Source organism: Massilia sp. Masssp94, from assembly GCF_059491305.1.
The window spans coordinates 1,654,249-1,668,574 of sequence record NZ_CP168501.1 but is presented as its reverse complement, the minus strand read 5'-3'; the positions used below and the strand labels follow the sequence as shown (position 1 = coordinate 1,668,574).

At 65.5% G+C, this 14,326-nt stretch carries 15 protein-coding genes; 7 read left to right on the top strand and 8 right to left on the bottom strand.

What is annotated here, in order from left to right; all coding sequences use genetic code 11:
* Positions 1 to 143: 143 nt before the first annotated feature.
* Genes ACEN9G_RS07210 through ACEN9G_RS07200 form a run of 3 tightly spaced genes read left to right on the top strand, consistent with a single transcriptional unit; the run spans position 144 to position 2,829 of the window.
* On the top strand, positions 144 to 536 hold the full coding sequence (locus ACEN9G_RS07210) for a GntR family transcriptional regulator (protein WP_413337578.1): 393 nt from the start codon (positions 144 to 146) through the stop codon (positions 534 to 536).
* Positions 533 to 1,405 carry an ABC transporter ATP-binding protein gene (locus tag ACEN9G_RS07205; RefSeq protein ID WP_413337577.1) on the top strand — a complete coding sequence of 291 codons (873 nt, stop codon included), beginning with the start codon at positions 533 to 535 and terminating at the stop codon, positions 1,403 to 1,405. Before ACEN9G_RS07210 ends, ACEN9G_RS07205 begins: the two co-directional genes overlap by 4 nt.
* Positions 1,402 to 2,829: a hypothetical protein gene (locus ACEN9G_RS07200; RefSeq protein ID WP_413337576.1), complete on the top strand. Its 1,428-nt coding sequence runs from the start codon at positions 1,402 to 1,404 to the stop codon at positions 2,827 to 2,829. Before ACEN9G_RS07205 ends, ACEN9G_RS07200 begins: the two co-directional genes overlap by 4 nt.
* On the opposite strand, the gene ggt is transcribed toward ACEN9G_RS07200, so the two are convergent.
* The 3 genes from ggt to ACEN9G_RS07185 all read right to left on the bottom strand — a co-directional run bounded on the left by ggt (position 2,830) and on the right by ACEN9G_RS07185 (position 5,661).
* Positions 2,830 to 4,584 (bottom strand): gamma-glutamyltransferase, encoded by a 1,755-nt coding sequence (gene ggt / locus ACEN9G_RS07195; protein ID WP_413337575.1) that lies wholly within the window; start codon positions 4,582 to 4,584, stop codon positions 2,830 to 2,832.
* Complete coding sequence (locus ACEN9G_RS07190) at positions 4,581 to 4,985, bottom strand: hypothetical protein (protein ID WP_413337574.1); 405 nt, start codon at positions 4,983 to 4,985, stop codon at positions 4,581 to 4,583. Before ACEN9G_RS07190 ends, ggt begins: the two co-directional genes overlap by 4 nt.
* Positions 4,986 to 5,064: 79 nt before the next feature.
* Positions 5,065 to 5,661: a glutathione S-transferase gene (locus ACEN9G_RS07185; protein WP_413337573.1), complete on the bottom strand. Its 597-nt coding sequence runs from the start codon at positions 5,659 to 5,661 to the stop codon at positions 5,065 to 5,067.
* Positions 5,662 to 5,794: 133 nt separating this feature from the next.
* Here ACEN9G_RS07185 and ACEN9G_RS07180 point away from each other — a divergent pair, with 133 nt between their 5' ends.
* The 3 genes from ACEN9G_RS07180 (at position 5,795) to ACEN9G_RS07170 (ending at position 8,887) form a co-directional block, all read left to right on the top strand.
* The gene (locus ACEN9G_RS07180; RefSeq protein WP_413337572.1) at positions 5,795 to 6,934 is read left to right on the top strand and encodes an acyltransferase family protein; all 1,140 of its coding nucleotides are present in this window, start codon (positions 5,795 to 5,797) and stop codon (positions 6,932 to 6,934) included.
* A gap of 38 nt (positions 6,935 to 6,972) precedes the next feature.
* Entirely contained in the window at positions 6,973 to 7,857 is an 885-nt protein-coding gene (locus tag ACEN9G_RS07175) for a dienelactone hydrolase family protein (protein WP_483126529.1), read from the top strand.
* 97 nt (positions 7,858 to 7,954) lie between these two features.
* Positions 7,955 to 8,887, top strand: coding sequence for an FkbM family methyltransferase (locus ACEN9G_RS07170; RefSeq protein WP_413337589.1), 933 nt, complete (start codon positions 7,955 to 7,957; stop codon positions 8,885 to 8,887).
* Positions 8,888 to 8,948: 61 nt separating this feature from the next.
* Here ACEN9G_RS07170 and rpoH read toward each other — a convergent pair whose 3' ends face one another.
* The 5 genes from rpoH to ftsY all read right to left on the bottom strand — a co-directional run bounded on the left by rpoH (position 8,949) and on the right by ftsY (position 13,877).
* A complete protein-coding gene (rpoH, locus tag ACEN9G_RS07165) occupies positions 8,949 to 9,839 on the bottom strand; it encodes an RNA polymerase sigma factor RpoH (RefSeq protein ID WP_413337570.1) in 891 nt (296 codons plus the stop codon).
* Between the two features lie 454 nt (positions 9,840 to 10,293).
* Positions 10,294 to 10,938, bottom strand: coding sequence for a hypothetical protein (locus ACEN9G_RS07160; protein WP_413337569.1), 645 nt, complete (start codon positions 10,936 to 10,938; stop codon positions 10,294 to 10,296).
* Between the two features lie 193 nt (positions 10,939 to 11,131).
* Positions 11,132 to 12,052, bottom strand: a complete 921-nt coding sequence (ftsX, locus tag ACEN9G_RS07155) for a permease-like cell division protein FtsX (protein ID WP_413337568.1) — start codon at positions 12,050 to 12,052, stop codon at positions 11,132 to 11,134.
* Positions 12,049 to 12,714 (bottom strand): cell division ATP-binding protein FtsE, encoded by a 666-nt coding sequence (locus tag ACEN9G_RS07150; RefSeq protein ID WP_413337567.1) that lies wholly within the window; start codon positions 12,712 to 12,714, stop codon positions 12,049 to 12,051. The genes ftsX and ACEN9G_RS07150 overlap by 4 nt, the downstream gene beginning before the upstream one ends.
* A gap of 8 nt (positions 12,715 to 12,722) precedes the next feature.
* A complete protein-coding gene (ftsY, locus tag ACEN9G_RS07145; protein WP_413337566.1) occupies positions 12,723 to 13,877 on the bottom strand; it encodes a signal recognition particle-docking protein FtsY in 1,155 nt (384 codons plus the stop codon).
* 167 nt (positions 13,878 to 14,044) lie between these two features.
* On the opposite strand from ftsY, the gene ACEN9G_RS07140 reads away from it, so the two are divergent.
* Positions 14,045 to 14,290, top strand: a complete 246-nt coding sequence (locus ACEN9G_RS07140; protein ID WP_483126528.1) for a hypothetical protein — start codon at positions 14,045 to 14,047, stop codon at positions 14,288 to 14,290.
* Positions 14,291 to 14,326 lie beyond the last annotated feature (36 nt).

The window sequence follows — 14,326 nt, the reverse complement described above, 5'->3', positions numbered from 1 at the left end:
TCTCCGTCCGCAGATCCAACGTGGGCGGCTTGGCGCCCACGCCCTTTAACGGCTCCCTCGTGGAGCCGTCTTTTTTTGTAAATATCGCTTGACGGCGATACACCTCGGGCGTACTGTATTACTCAATTAATACAGTAGACACCATGCCCACACACACCGCCAACCTGTTTTCGATCGCGACCGGCTCGTCCGAACCGATCTACCGCCAGCTCGTCGAGCAGGTGCGCCGCCTGTCCGCCAGCGGCCAGCTTCGTCCCGGCGACGAGATGCCGTCCGTGCGCGAGATCGCGCAGGCGCTGGCGCTCAATCCGATGACCGTCTCCAAGGCCTACAGCCTGCTGGAGATGGAAGGCGTGCTGGCGCGCCGGCGCGGCCTCGGCATGGTGGTCGCCGAGTCCGCATCCACGCAGCCGGCCGACCGCGCCGATCTGCTCCGTCCCACGCTCGAGCGCGCCGCCGTCGAGGCGCGCCAGCTCGAGCTCGATCCAGAAACCGTCCTGTCCCTGTTCGCAACTATTCTGAAGGAAACAAAATGAGTGCCGCCATCGTTCGCATGTCCTCGGTCAGCAAGTATTTCGGCAGCCAGCGGGTGCTTGCCGATCTCGACTGGCAGATCGCACCCGGCCAGGTGGTTGGCCTGCTGGGCCGCAACGGCGCCGGCAAGTCCACGCTGCTCGAATGCATGCTCGGATTGCGCGAGGCCGACGGCGGCAGCGTTGCGCTGTTCGGCGAAGGCGTGGCCGCGCTCTCCGACGATGCGCGCGGTCGCATCGGCTATGTCCCGCAGCGCACCGATTTGTTCGACTGGCTGACGCCCGTGCAGATGTTCGATTACTTCCGCGCGATGTACCCGCGCTGGAACACCGGCAAGGTCGACGGCCTGCTGTCGCGCTGGGACGTCGGCCCCGAACTGCGCAACAAGCCGATCAAGCGGTTGTCCGGGGGCGAGCAGCAGAGGCTCGCCATCATCCGCGCGCTGGCGCACGAGCCGGAACTGCTGATCCTCGACGAACCCGTGTCCGCACTGGACCCGGTCGGCCGGCGCGAATTCCTGCGCGAGCTGGTCGACCAGGTGATCGAGCGGGGGACGACCGTCGTGTTCTCCACGCACATCCTGTCCGACCTGGAGCGCGTCGCGTTCGACCTCGCGTTTTTGAAAGATGGCCGCATCGCGCTGCAGGGCCAGACGGATGCGCTGCTGGAAGGTGCGCGCCGCGTCGTCGTGCCGGCCGCCACGTTGCCTGGCTCGCCGCTGGCGGGCGAGGTGCGGCGGCGCCGGGAGGGCGCGATGACGAGCGTGATCGTGCAGGCGCAGGGCGACGACGTCGCGCGCCTCGCGCGCGAGCCGGGCGTGCGCGTGGAACCGCTGACGCTGGAAGACCTGTTCATCGAGGTGACGCAATGAACGCCGCGCTGCAGGATTGTCGGGCGATCTGGCGCGCGGCGGCGGCGCAGCGCGAACCGGGGTCGCTGCGCGGCGTTTATCTGGTGGCCGGCGCCATCGCCTCATGCGGCATCATCGTGGCCGTGCTGGGCGACCTGTCTCCCTTGCAGGCGCTGCGCTTTGCCATCGCCGTCGTCTTCATGGCGCTGGCGTTCATCTGGACCTTCCTGTTCGTACCCGGTTCCATCCGCCTGAATTCGCCCATGAACGCATGGCTGCTGCCCCGCCAGCGCCGCCGCCTGCTGCAGATGACGGCCGCGTACTTGTGCATCGCCACGCTCGGCATTGCGTACGGCCTCGGCAACTGGGCCGTGCTGCCGATCGTCGCGCTCGGCACGCTGTGCCTGGCGTTGATGATGGCGGGGAACAAGTACGTCGTGGTGTTGCTCGTGTTGGGCGGCAACGGACCGTGGCTGGTGCACTTCATACTGCCGCCCGCGTGGGTGGAAGTGATGACGGGCAACGCCGCCTTCTGGGTCATGAGCATCCTGGTCCTGCCCGCCGCGGTGTGGGGCCTGCGCTGGATGTATCCGGCCGGCGGCGATGCTTTCCTGGCGCGGCGCGGCGACCAGATCAGGCGCCTGAACCACTTCGCCTTCCGCACGGAACAACGACAGCCCATGCCCGACGGTATGGCGTGGCAAGGCAACTTGTCGTTGTACCGCGTCGCGCTGCGTTGCGAGCGCCGGCGCGCCGATCCGGGCACGATGCTGATGCATGCGCTGGGACCGATGGCGCACTGGACTTCCTGGGGCGGCGCCATCGTCGTGGTCATGGTCGTCAGCGTCGTCGTGCACATCGTGCTGGCCGTGCCGCGCGGCGCCGCGGCGCAATCGTTCGCCGGCGTGTTACTGGACGCCGGGCCGGCCATGATGGCGCTCGTCGTCGCATTCAGCACGGCCCAGTATGGCCAGCAGCTGCGCCGCACGCAGGGCGAGCAGGCCTTGCTGCGCCTGACGCCGCTGGCCGGCAATGCCGCGCTGCTGAACCGGCGCCTCGCCACGCGGCTGCTGCGTCAGGCGCTCGCGGTATGGATGTTGTTGACGGCAGCCTTGACGGGCGCGTCGTTCATGGCAGGCATGGGACCGGATGGGCTGCTGCGCCAGCTCGGCCTGTGCAGCCTGGCCGGGCAGGTGGCGATGATGGGGCTGCTGGGCGATTACGCGAGCGTCCGCGGCGGCTGGAACCTGGCCCTGGGCCTGCGCGCTGGCGCGTATGCCCTCGTGCAGGCGCTCGTGGCCGTGGCCCTCGGCAAGCTGACCGGCACCACGGCCTGGCCGTGGCTGATCGAACTCTCGCTGGCCGTCTGCCTCGTGCAATTACGGCTCGACTGGAAGCGTATGCTCGCCGCGCCGCCGGCCTTCCCGGCAGGCCGGCTGGGTTGATCAGTGCCCGCGCTTCTGCACGAGCGCCGTGCCGATGCCGTGGCGGTGGCCTTCGCTGACCGCCGTCACGGTGCCGTCGGGATTGAACACGATCGCGTTCGCGGCGCCGATCTCCTCGGGCTTCGCTTCCCACTTGTGGCCGAACTGTTCCAGCGCCTGGGCCTGCGGGGTGCCCGCAAAACCCGGTTCGACCGACGTCTCTTTCGCGTTGCGCTGCGATAGGCGGGGCGCGTCGATCGCCTGGTCCATAGTCATGCCGAGGTCGATGTAGTTGACGATCGTCTGCAGCACCGTCGTGATGATCGTCGCGCCGCCCGGGCTGCCGATGGTGAAGGCGGGCTTGCCGTCCTTGAAGGCGATCGTCGGCGCCATGCTGCTGCGCGGGCGCTTGCCGGCTTCGGGAATGTTCGGCGCCGGACCCGTGAAATCGAAGTCGGTCATCTCGTTATTCAGCAGGAAGCCGTAGCCCGGCACGACGATGCCGCTGCCGCCCCACGACTCGATCGTGAACGTGTAGGCCACGACGTTGCCCCATTTGTCCGACACCGTCAGGTGCGTCGTGTGCGTGCCTTCTTTCATGATCAGGTTCTGCTGCGGACGCAGCGGGAAGCTCTGGTCGTTCTCGTACAGGAACGCGTCGCCGGCGGGAACGACGCCCGCCGCGCGGTCGGGCCGGATCAGCGAACGGCGCTGCGCGGCGAACTGCTTCGACAGCACGCCTTCGATGGGCGCGTCGACATATTCCGGGTCGCCGAGGAAGGCGTTGCGGTCGGCAAAAGCGAGGCGGCTCGCTTCCAGGTACAGGTGTTCGACGTTCGCGCGCGGCATCGACTTCAGGTCGAAGCCTTCGAGGATGTTGAGGGCTTCGGCCACCGTCGCGCCGCCGCTGCTGGGTGGCGGCATGCCGTAGATGTCGTAGCCGCGGTAGGTGGAGCGGATCGGCTGGCGGATGCGCGCCTCGTAGTTGGCCATGTCCGCGAGGCTCATCGTGCCGGGGCGGACCTGGACGCCCGCCGTGACGGGCGGGCGGTTGACCGCGGCGACGACGGCCTGCGCCAGCGGGCCTTCGTAGAACACCTTGTAGCCTTTCGCCGCCAGCTCGCGGTAGGCCCTGGCGAGGTCCGGGTTCTTGACGACGGTGCCGGCCGGCAGGGCCTTGCCGTTCTTGAGATACAGCTTGCTCGTCGTCTCGAACATGCCGAATTTTTTCTCGTTCTCGACGATCAGGCCGTGCATCGTGTCGCTGACGGGGAAGCCGTTCGTCGCGACCTGGATCGCGGGCGCCAGCACCTGCTTGAACGACATCGTGCCGTAGCGATCCAGCGCCTCGTGCCAGCCGCGCACGGTGCCCGGTACGCCGACCGATGCGCCGCTGGCGACGGCCGTGTCGAAATCGATCGCCTTGCCGTTTTCCTGGAAGACGGAAGGACTGAACGACGCGGGCGCGGTCTCGCGGTGGTCGATGGTGACGACGCGCTTGTCCTTGGCGAGGTACACGACCATGAAGCCGCCGCCGCCGATGCCGCAGCTGAACGGATCGGTGACGCCCAGCGTGGCCGCCGCCGCGACGGCCGCGTCGATGGCATTGCCGCCCTTGTTGAGGATCGCGAGCGCGGAGGCCGACGCCTTTTCGCTGATCGTGGCGACGGCGCCGCCGGTGCCCGTCGCGACCGGGGTCTTGGCCAGCGCGAGCGGCGGTGTCAGGACGATGGAGAGGATCAGGCCGCAGGCGAGGGTTTTGACGGGTTGGTTCATTTGGCGGAGATCTTGAGCGTGACGGGAATGATGTCGTTGGGGCGCAGCGTACCGGCCGCGCGCGCGGGCGGGATCGCGGACGTGTCGAGCGTGACGCGGGCCCCGTGCAGCGACGCGGGCGTGGCCGTCGGCTGGTCGGGACCGAGCGTGAATTCTTCGGCGCCGTTCGGGCCGTCGATGAGGAAGCGGAAAATCAGCCGTCCAGCCCAGACGCAGCGCGTGTTCGCGGGACAGCGGCTGTCGCTGTAACTGTCGTACGTGAGCACGGTGCCGCGCGCGAGGACGACGCTTTGCTCGGGCCGGAGCGGGTACACGGCGTCCTGCGGCGGAGGGGAGGCGCAGCCGGCCAGGATCGGCATCGACACGGCCGCCGCGAGGGCGGCCAGGGACGGCAGTTTCATTGGGCGTCCGGTTGTTGGTGTGAAACCAATCATAGCAAAATCGCCAGTCCAGGCCGGCGCGCTTGCCGTTCAGTGGCGCTCAGACGAGCGGATAGCGCTGGAAGACCGGCAGCGCCTCCGCACGCGAGGTCCACGCGGCCAGGCGCGGGAAGTGGTCGGGCGACACGATTTGCGGCACCATCAAGCGGACGAACGACCACGTGACGGCGGCCGTGACGGCGGCCTGGTCGAGTGCGTCGATGTCGAACGCGTCCGTCTCCGCTTCCAGCAGCCCGAGCGCCGCGAGCAATTGCTGCTGCACGCGGTCGAGCCACGGCTGGTGCTGTTTTTCCTGCGGCCGCAACTGGTACTCGTAGACGATTTGCGCCGTCTTTTCGCAGGCCGCCAGCGCCGGGCCGATGGCACGCAGCGCCTGCGCACGCGCCGCCGGGGCGGCCGGCAGCAGGGAGTTGCCCGCCAGCGCGTCGCCGTATTCGAGCATCAGCGTGGAATCGATCAGGAAGGAACCGTCGTCCAGCACGAGCGTCGGCGCCTTGACTGTCGGATTGATGGCGGAGAATTCGTCGAAGTTGCGGAACACGGACAGCGCCTTGTGCTCGAACGGAATGTTCTGCAGGTCGAACGAGATGGCGACGCGGCGGACGAACGGTGAATCGAGCATGCCGATGAGTTGCATGGAACCTCCTGGTGGGTTGCGGTGGTCTTCCATTCTATTTCCTTCTGGACAATGATGTGCGTTATGCATCATGACTTGACGATGGCACGTCCGCGGCGCATATTTGAAATCGATTTCATACATGGGGAACAGCATGGAAAAGCCGGCACCTTCCACGCCGCGCGTGACCGCCATCGACCTGCTGCGCGGCCTCGCCGTGATGGGCATGATCATGGTCGCGTACGCGGGCGGCTGGGACCGGCGCTTCACGTTCCTGACGCATGCCGACTGGCGCGGCTTCGCCATCGCCGACATGATCTTTCCCGCCTTCCTGTTCTGTGCAGGGGCGGCGCTGCCCTTTGCGCTCGCGCGGCGCGCGGGCCAGGGGAGGGCGGCCCTCGTCGGCCACGTGCTGCGCCGCTCGGCCGTGCTCGTCGCGCTCGGCGTCGTGCTGAACCTGCTGCCCGGCTTCGACTTCGCCCACGTCCGCCTGCCGGGCATCCTGCAGCGCATCGGGCTGTGCCATGCCATCGTGGGTACGGGGTGCGTGCTGGCGTTGCGGCGCGACGGACTGCGCGTCTCGGTGCCGGTGGCGGCCAGCGTCGCGCTGCTGGTGGGCTATGCCGCGCTGCTGCTCGCGTGGGATGCGCCCGGCTGCGGGCGCGCGTGCTTCGACTCCATGCACGCGCTGCCGGCCGTCGTCGACCGCGCCGTGTTCGGCGTCCCGCACCTGTGGCCGTGGGGGAAGACCGGCGACGTCGTCACCTTCGACCCGGAAGGCCTCGTGTCCACCCTGGGCGCACTCGTCAACGTGCTGTTCGGCGTGGCGGCGTCGCTGCTGTTGATGCGGTCGCACAAGCGCGCCACGCTGACGGCCCTCGCGATCGCCGGCGTGGCCTGCCTGCTGGCCGGCTTCCTGCTCGATCCACTCGTGCCCATGGTGAAAAAACTGTGGACGCCCAGCTTTGCGCTGGCGTCCGGCGGGTTCACGCTGCTGTCGCTGCTCGTGCTGATGCGCCTCGTGCCGCCCGGCCAGGAGGCGCCCGCGTGGACCCGGCCGGTCCTCGCCTTCGGCACCAATGCGACGCTGGCCTTCGTCGGCATCACGCTGATCGATACGGTGATGCAGCTGCCGCTCGGTGCCGGCAGCCTGCACGACCTGCTGGCCGCGTGGCTGGCGCAGGCGATTCCCGAAGCGCGGGTGGCCTCGGCCGCGTATTCGGCGTTGCTGCTGCTCGTGCTGGGGGCAGGGCTGTGGCAGCTGTTCAAGAGGCGCATCGTCATCCGGATCTGAAGTATGCTGGCGCTCTTGAACCCGACAGGAGGCTGGACATGACACGTTTGACCGCAGCGGATTTCGACCCCGAGGTACTGAAACTGTTCGACGGCTATGTGCACGGCCGCGTGTCGCGCCGCGATTTCCTGTCGCGTGCCAGCCGCTATGCCGCCGGCGGCACGACGGCCGCCGCGTTGCTGGCGCAGCTGTCGCCGTCGTTCGCCGCGCCGCTCGTCGCGCCCGCGGACGCGCGCCTGAAGACGCGGTACGTCGACTTCCCGTCGCCGCAGGGCTACGGCAAGGTGCACGGCTACCTGGCCGAGCCGGCCAATGCGAAAGGAAAGCTGCCGACGATCCTCGTCGTGCACGAAAACCGCGGCCTGAATCCGCACATCGAGGACGTTACCCGCCGCGTCGCGCTCGACGGCTATGTCGCCTTCGCCCCGGACGCGCTGACCCCGCTGGGCGGCTATCCGGGCGACGAGGACAAGGCCCGCGAACTCTTCCCCAAGCTCGACCAGGCGAAGACGCGCGCCGACTTCATCGCCGCCGCCCACGCGCTGGCCGCGCTGCCGCAGGGCACGGGCAAGGTGGGCGTGGTGGGCTTCTGCTATGGTGGCGGCATCGCCAACTACCTCGCGACGCAGCTGCCGGACCTGGCCGCCGCCGTGCCGTTCTACGGCATGCAGCCGCCCGCGGCCGACGTCGCCCGCATCCGCGCGCCCCTGCTGATCCATGACGCCGGCAAGGACGAGCGCATCCTGGCCGGCTGGCCCGCGTACGAGGCCGCGCTGAAGGCGAACCGCGTCGACTACCAGCACTTCGTCTACCCGGGCGTGGAGCACGGTTTTAATAACGACACGACGCCGCGCTACGACGAAGCGGCCGCGACACTGGCGTGGGGCCGGACGATGACGTTCTTCAAGGCGAAGCTGGCGTAGCGGCGCGTTTGATAATTGGTGAGTCTTGCGCTCGTCCGGCCGTGCTATCGTGCCCTCCGCATCCTATCGTTAATGACTTGTGGAGAGAACGTTGAAGATGTTGCTGAGCTATTTCAAGCGCCCATCCCCGGTGTCGAACAAAGACGAGGCAGCCGACGCTCCCGAACCTGCCATGGAAGCGTCCGAGGCGCCCGAGGTGACCGACGCGCCCGACGCCGATGGTCCCGGTCACGTGACGACGGACATTGGTGGCAAGCACTACCGTATCGAGTCCGACGACAACTACCTCGACCACATCCGCGGGGTATTCGAACCCCACATGGTCCAACTGTTCGATTCATTGGTGGCACCGTCCGACACCGTCCTCGACATCGGGGCCAATATCGGTTGCACGTCGATCCTGTTCGGCAGCCGCGCGCGCCAGGTCATCAGCTTCGAACCGTCCCCGACCACGTTCGGGTTCCTGAAAAAGAACCTGGACGCATCGGGATTGCACAACGTGACCGCGCTGAACCTCGGGCTGGGCAAGACCGAAGGGCGTTTCGAGCTGACGTTTTCCGCCAATAACCGTTCAGGTGGATTCGTATCGAACAAGATGCAGGCATCGGCGGGGCACCAGGTCGAGGCGATCGAGATTGCCCAGGGCGATACGTTCATCCAGGGCGCCAACCTGGACGGCGTCGATTTCATCAAGATCGATGTCGAAGGATTCGAGCGCGACGTCATCGAAGGCCTGCGCGACACGCTGTCGACCTGCAAGCCGACGGTCACCCTCGAACTGAACCATTGGTGCCTGAACGTATTCCAGCGCATCCCCATCCCCGATTTCTTCGATTTCCTGCGGGGCGTCTTTCCTTACCTGTACGCGGTCGACATGGACGACATCCGCGACCTCCACAATGCCGACGATGCCTACCACGTCATGTACCACCACGTCGTCGGGGGCTTCAGGTATCCGAACATCGTGGGCGCCTTCGACCCTGCCAGGCTCCAGGCATTCGCCGGCAAATTCGGGCGCACGATTTCGTAGACGGCATGCCCAAAAAACAAAAGGCACCCTGGGGTGCCTTTGTCGTTGGGCAGCAAACGGCTTACACGTAAGCCGCCAGCGCGGTTTTCATCTTCTTCAGCGCGGCCGATTCGATCTGGCGGATACGCTCGGCCGACACGCCGAATTCCTCGGCCAGCGTGTGCAGCGTGGCGCCCGAGCCGTCGTCGTTGGCCAGCCAGCGCGCTTCCACGATGCGGCGCGAGCGCGGGTCGAGTTTCGACAGGGCCGTTTCCAGGCCTTCCGATTGCAGGCGCACCACTTCTTCGGCTTCCAGGACCTTGGTCGGTTCCTGCTGGTCCGAGGACAGGTAGGCGATAGGCGAGAACTTGTCGTCTTCGTCGTCGGTCGGCGCTTCCAGCGCGATGTCGCGGCCGGAGAGACGCGTTTCCATCTCGATCACTTCTTCGCGCTTCACGTCGAGCATCTTCGCCAGGTCGTCGACTTGTTGCGGCGACATGGCGTCCAGGCCCTGCTTGTTGCTGCGCAGGTTGAAGAACAGCTTGCGCTGCGCCTTGGTCGTTGCAACCTTGACCAGACGCCAGTTCTTCAAGATGTATTCGTGCATCTCGGCCTTGATCCAGTGCATGGCGTAGGACACCAGGCGGACGCCCTGGTTCGGGTCGAAACGCTTGACTGCCTTCATCAGGCCGATATTACCTTCCTGGATCAGGTCGGCGTGCGGCAGGCCATAGCCCAGGTAGCCGCGTGCGATCGACACGACCAGGCGCAGGTGCGACAGCACCAGTTTCTGGGCCGCGTCCAGGTCATTCTTTTCCTGCAGGCTCTTAGCCAGGGAAACTTCTTCCTCGTGGGACAGCATCGGCAGGCGGTTCACTGCCGAGATATAGGCGTCGATATTACCGAGATTGCCACTGAAACCCAGTCCCAGTGCATGACTGCCGGCCGGAACCAATGCGGATTGTGCGGACATAGTCACTCCCTCGTAGATAAACTGCTGCATCGTCTCGCCATCTCCAGAGCCCCGAAGGCGCAGCTGGCTGGCTTGTAGTCGGGATGCTGACGGTGCTATCAAAACCATTTCCCGCGATAGTCTGACGTAATATTAGCACTCTCTTGAGGTGAGTGCTAGGCGCCACCATATCCCTTACGATGGGTTTAAGTTTCATTAAAGTATTGCCCGCAGGAATCAAAAAAACGGTTCGATTCAACTGTAGAGCAGGTACGCGCGGTTCAGTTGATACGGCTCAAATGTGACGCTCGTATCGTTTGAAATCGGTAGAAGACAGGTTAGGCGACGCGTGCTGCGCTTTCTGTTGGCTGGCGCACGTTGCCATGTAGGTGGATGCCTCGCGTCCGCTGCCGGATTTGACTGGCCAGCAGCGGACGGGTTCACGGGACGGCCTCGATATTCCTGGATCCTTGACTTAAATCGGCTGGATGGCGGCCCAGGTGGTGGGAAGACGATCATAACTGGCAAGCCACGGCGGTAGCTTTGGATCGAGCCACCCGATGACCTCGATAGCTTTACCGTGCAAGTCAATGAGAGAAGGGCTTAGCCAAAGTAATTGCTCGTGATGGAAAACACGGTTGCGCAGTTCCCGGATCTGGTTAAGTGCCGATGAAACAGTATGGCGCTGACGCTGTGGCTTTGGGCAGCGTGGGAAAACCAGACGCAGGTCTTTCCAAAGGACGGTCTGGAACTGGACGTTGAATAACGAACTCCAGAAGCCAAAGGGTAGTTCGGCAATAATCTTGTCCGGAGTAAGCGCTTCGGCTCGGCGTTGCAGTTTTGCTTTCGCACCGACTACCTCTCGGACCTGCCAGGTAAACGACGGGTCGCTCACCCAAGACTCCCACCAGTCGGATCGGTTGTACAGGGTAATCAGGCGTTGGTGTACGCCATTTTTCAGCGCGATTTCAAGCACGTTCAACATCGGCATTGTCGCTTCTGCCAGAAGCATGTTGTTCACATATGCTTTTGCTGCCCTGGCGACGTCGCCATTGCACGAGGCCCGATAACGGCCCAACCGTGCTGCGGAAAAGTGCTTTTCGAGGTCGCTCCAGTCCATCGCGCATCATTTTTGATCAGGCATGCTCACGATGATATACTCTGAACGCAGCCCTAGGTTTTGTCCTCTCCCAGCCTCCATACTGGTGATGACGCTAGGTCAGTTTTCGGTCCCGTTCCGCGGGACCACCCCGAATTCAAAACAAAACCCGCCTTCGTGGCGGGTTTGTTGTTTTTGGCTCAGCGTCGACGAATTATTTCAGCCGCGCCAGATGCCTCTGCACCGACAACATGGCCCCAACGAGGCCGAGCCCGGCACTGATCGCCAGCAAGGCCGCCATGCCCAGCGGCGGCAGGGGCGCCAGCTGGAATTCCGATGCGTACAGCCGGGCGAACTCGGCGATTGCCGTGTTCAGCGGACGCAGCGCCAGCGTAACGGCACCCAGCGCCACCGCACCCGCGCACAGGCCCAGCAGGGCGCCCGTGTAGTAGAACGGGCGGTGGATGAAGTTGTCGGTCGCGCCCAGCAGTTTCGACACGGCGATTTCCTCGCGCTGCGTCAGTACCTGCAAACGGATCGTGTTGAACACGACGGCGATCACGACGACGCCCAGCGTGATCGCGAGCAGCAGCAGCGCCAGGCGCAGTATGCCCAGCAGGGCTGCGAGGCGCTTCACCCAGGCCGAGTCGATCTGCACGGAGTCGACGTCCGGCAGGGCGCGCATTTGATCGGCCAGGCCGTCCACGCGCGCGGCGTCGGCGCCGCTGGCGAAGCCTTCCAGCTTCATCACATAGCTGTCCGGCAGCGGGTTGTCGCCCAGCGTCTCGATCACGTCCGTGAGACCGCTCTTTTCCTTCAGGCTCGCCAGCGCCTGTTCGCGCGGCACGAAGCTGACCTTCGCATGGCTGCCGTGCAGGATCTGCTGCAGCTGCGGCGCGAGGGCCAGGGCCTGGTCGCGCGGGGTGTCGGTCTTGAGGAACAGGCTGATTTCCGGATCGACGGACAGTTCTTGCGATAACGGGCGCACATTGTCGAGCAGGGTGACGCCGGCGAAGGGCAGGGCCAGCGCGACGGCGACGACGAGCACGTTGAACAAAAAGCTGCCCGGCGCCTTGCGCACGTGGGACAGCGCGGCGCCGAGGGCGAAGCGGTGCTGGCGGAACCAGATGTTCATGCGCCACCTCCCGTCACATGGCCGTGTTCGAGGCGGATCACGCGCGCGGCGCTGTCCAGGATCTGGTCGTCGTGGGTCGAGATGACGCACGTGACGCCCACGGCGTGGAATGCGTGCAGCGCGTCGATGACCTTGTCGGCCGCGGCGCGGTCGAGGTTCGCGGTCGGTTCGTCGGCCAGGATGATCTGCGGGCGGTTGACGATGGCGCGGGCGATCGCCACGCGCTGCTGTTCGCCGCCGGACAGTTCCAGCGGCAGGGCGAAGGCGCGGTCGAGCAGGCCGACCTTGTCCAGCGCCGCGCGGGCACGCTGTTCGGCTTGCGCCCTGGGCGCGCCGGTGACGATCAGCGGCAGCATCACGTTGGCCAGCAGGTGACGGTCGTTCAGCAGGCGCTGGTTCTGGAAGATCAGGCCGAGGTTGCGGCGCAGGAAGGGGATGCCGGCCTTGCGGATGCGGCCGACGTCCTGCCCGTTCACGATCACGCGGCCGGACGTGGGACGCTCGATGGCGGCCACCATTTTCATCAACGTGGACTTGCCGGCGCCGGACGGGCCGGCCAGGTACACCAGCTCGCCCTTGGCGATGTTCAGGGATACGTCGGACAGCGCGAGCGTGTCGGCGGAATCCGAGTACTTCTTGGAGACGGACTGGAATTCGATCATCGTGCGTATTATCCCAGCAGCGCCTCGGCGAATTCGTCGGCGCTGAAGGGTTGCAGGTCCTCCAGCTTTTCGCCCACGCCGATGAAGTACACCGGCACCGGACGGGTGCGTGCGATGGCGGCCAGGATGCCGCCCTTGGCCGTGCCGTCCAGCTTCGTGATCACGAGGCCGGTCAGCTGCAGCGCGTCGTCGAACGCCTTTACCTGCGCCAGCGCATTCTGGCCCGTGTTGCCGTCGATGACGAGCAGGATTTCGTGCGGCGCGTCTTCCATGCCCTTGCCGATCACGCGCCTGATCTTCTTGAGCTCTTCCATCAGGTGCAGCTGCGTGGGCAGGCGGCCGGCGGTGTCGACCATGACGACGTCGACGCCGCGCGCCTTGCCCGACTGGACGGCGTCGAACGCGACGGCGGCCGGGTCGCCCGACTGCTGCGAGATCACGGTGACGTTATTTCTCTGGCCCCACACCATCAGCTGCTCGCGCGCGGCGGCGCGGAACGTGTCGCCGGCGGCCAGCAGCACGGATTGTTCATGGCGCTGCATGTGCTTGGCCAGCTTGCCGATGGTCGTCGTCTTGCCGGCGCCGTTGACGCCCGCGATCATCATCACGAGCGGCTCATGGCGGCCCAGTTCGAGCGGCTTTTCCAGCGGACGCAGCAGGTCGACCAGCAGCCCCTTCAGCGCCACCTTGACGGCGGCCGCGTCGAGCAGCTTGTCTTCCTTCACCTTGCGGCGCAGGTTGTCCAGCAGGAATTGCGTGGCGTCCATGCCGGCGTCGGACATCAGCAGGGCGGATTCGAGTTCCTCGTACAGGTCTTCGTCGATGCGCGCGCCGACGAACAGCAGCGACAGGTTGCTCGACGTCTTGGCCAGGCCGGCCTTCAGGCGCGACATCCAGGAACGCCTGGCTTCCGCTTCGCTGACGGGACGTTCGGCGGTTTCGGGGAACAACTGGCCTTCGTAGGCCGTCGAAGCGCCCGCAACAACTTCCTCGGGCGCGGCGGGTGCGTCATCGCCACCGCCGAACAGGCGGCGCAGGAAACCCGGCTGCTCGGCTGGCGCGGCGACGCCCGGCGCTTCAGCCTCCGGGGCCACGGGCACCGCGGGTTCGACCGCAGCCGGCGTCTCGGCTTCAGGTTTTTTCTTTTTGAAGAAACTAAACATTGTGTATTCGGGAGGGCGGCGGAATGCCGGATAGGGTCGCGCGTATTCTACCAGAGCGGGAACACACTTCTGAGGTGCGCCTGCTCGACCATAATGTGGCTAGAATACAGCTCAACAATACCACTCCGCTCACCGTGCTGGAATTTAGTACGTAACGGGTGTAAATTGTGACCATCGATAAGAAGACGCGTCACCGAGGGACGATCGTGAACGTATCCAGGTTTATCAAGAGACTCATCGCCGGCGATCACGTGGTGGGCAGTTCGGCGCCATCGCTGCGCAATGTCATCGTCTGGCTCTTCATTGCCCTTGTCGCCCTGTTCCTGACTCATCCATCCAGTCCCGCCAGCGCCTTCGACGCGCCCGTGCCGTGGCCGGCCGAACTGGGACTCGACGGCAACCTCGGCATGTAATCTGCGCTGCTGGTATCCTGTTATTTCCGAAGGACA

What these genes read in the sequence shown, in the direction of transcription:
- ACEN9G_RS07210 (WP_413337578.1), top strand. Translation starts at nt 144, where the DNA reads ATGCCCACACACACCGCCAACCTGTTTTCGATCGCGACCGGCTCGTCC.
- ACEN9G_RS07205 (WP_413337577.1), top strand. Translation starts at nt 533, where the DNA reads ATGAGTGCCGCCATCGTTCGCATGTCCTCGGTCAGCAAGTATTTCGGC.
- ACEN9G_RS07200 (WP_413337576.1), top strand. Translation starts at nt 1,402, where the DNA reads ATGAACGCCGCGCTGCAGGATTGTCGGGCGATCTGGCGCGCGGCGGCG.
- ggt (WP_413337575.1), bottom strand. Translation starts at nt 4,584, where the DNA reads ATGAACCAACCCGTCAAAACCCTCGCCTGCGGCCTGATCCTCTCCATC.
- ACEN9G_RS07190 (WP_413337574.1), bottom strand. Translation starts at nt 4,985, where the DNA reads ATGAAACTGCCGTCCCTGGCCGCCCTCGCGGCGGCCGTGTCGATGCCG.
- ACEN9G_RS07185 (WP_413337573.1), bottom strand. Translation starts at nt 5,661, where the DNA reads ATGCAACTCATCGGCATGCTCGATTCACCGTTCGTCCGCCGCGTCGCC.
- ACEN9G_RS07180 (WP_413337572.1), top strand. Translation starts at nt 5,795, where the DNA reads ATGGAAAAGCCGGCACCTTCCACGCCGCGCGTGACCGCCATCGACCTG.
- ACEN9G_RS07175 (WP_483126529.1), top strand. Translation starts at nt 6,973, where the DNA reads ATGACACGTTTGACCGCAGCGGATTTCGACCCCGAGGTACTGAAACTG.
- ACEN9G_RS07170 (WP_413337589.1), top strand. Translation starts at nt 7,955, where the DNA reads ATGTTGCTGAGCTATTTCAAGCGCCCATCCCCGGTGTCGAACAAAGAC.
- rpoH (WP_413337570.1), bottom strand. Translation starts at nt 9,839, where the DNA reads ATGTCCGCACAATCCGCATTGGTTCCGGCCGGCAGTCATGCACTGGGA.
- ACEN9G_RS07160 (WP_413337569.1), bottom strand. Translation starts at nt 10,938, where the DNA reads ATGGACTGGAGCGACCTCGAAAAGCACTTTTCCGCAGCACGGTTGGGC.
- ftsX (WP_413337568.1), bottom strand. Translation starts at nt 12,052, where the DNA reads ATGAACATCTGGTTCCGCCAGCACCGCTTCGCCCTCGGCGCCGCGCTG.
- ACEN9G_RS07150 (WP_413337567.1), bottom strand. Translation starts at nt 12,714, where the DNA reads ATGATCGAATTCCAGTCCGTCTCCAAGAAGTACTCGGATTCCGCCGAC.
- ftsY (WP_413337566.1), bottom strand. Translation starts at nt 13,877, where the DNA reads ATGTTTAGTTTCTTCAAAAAGAAAAAACCTGAAGCCGAGACGCCGGCT.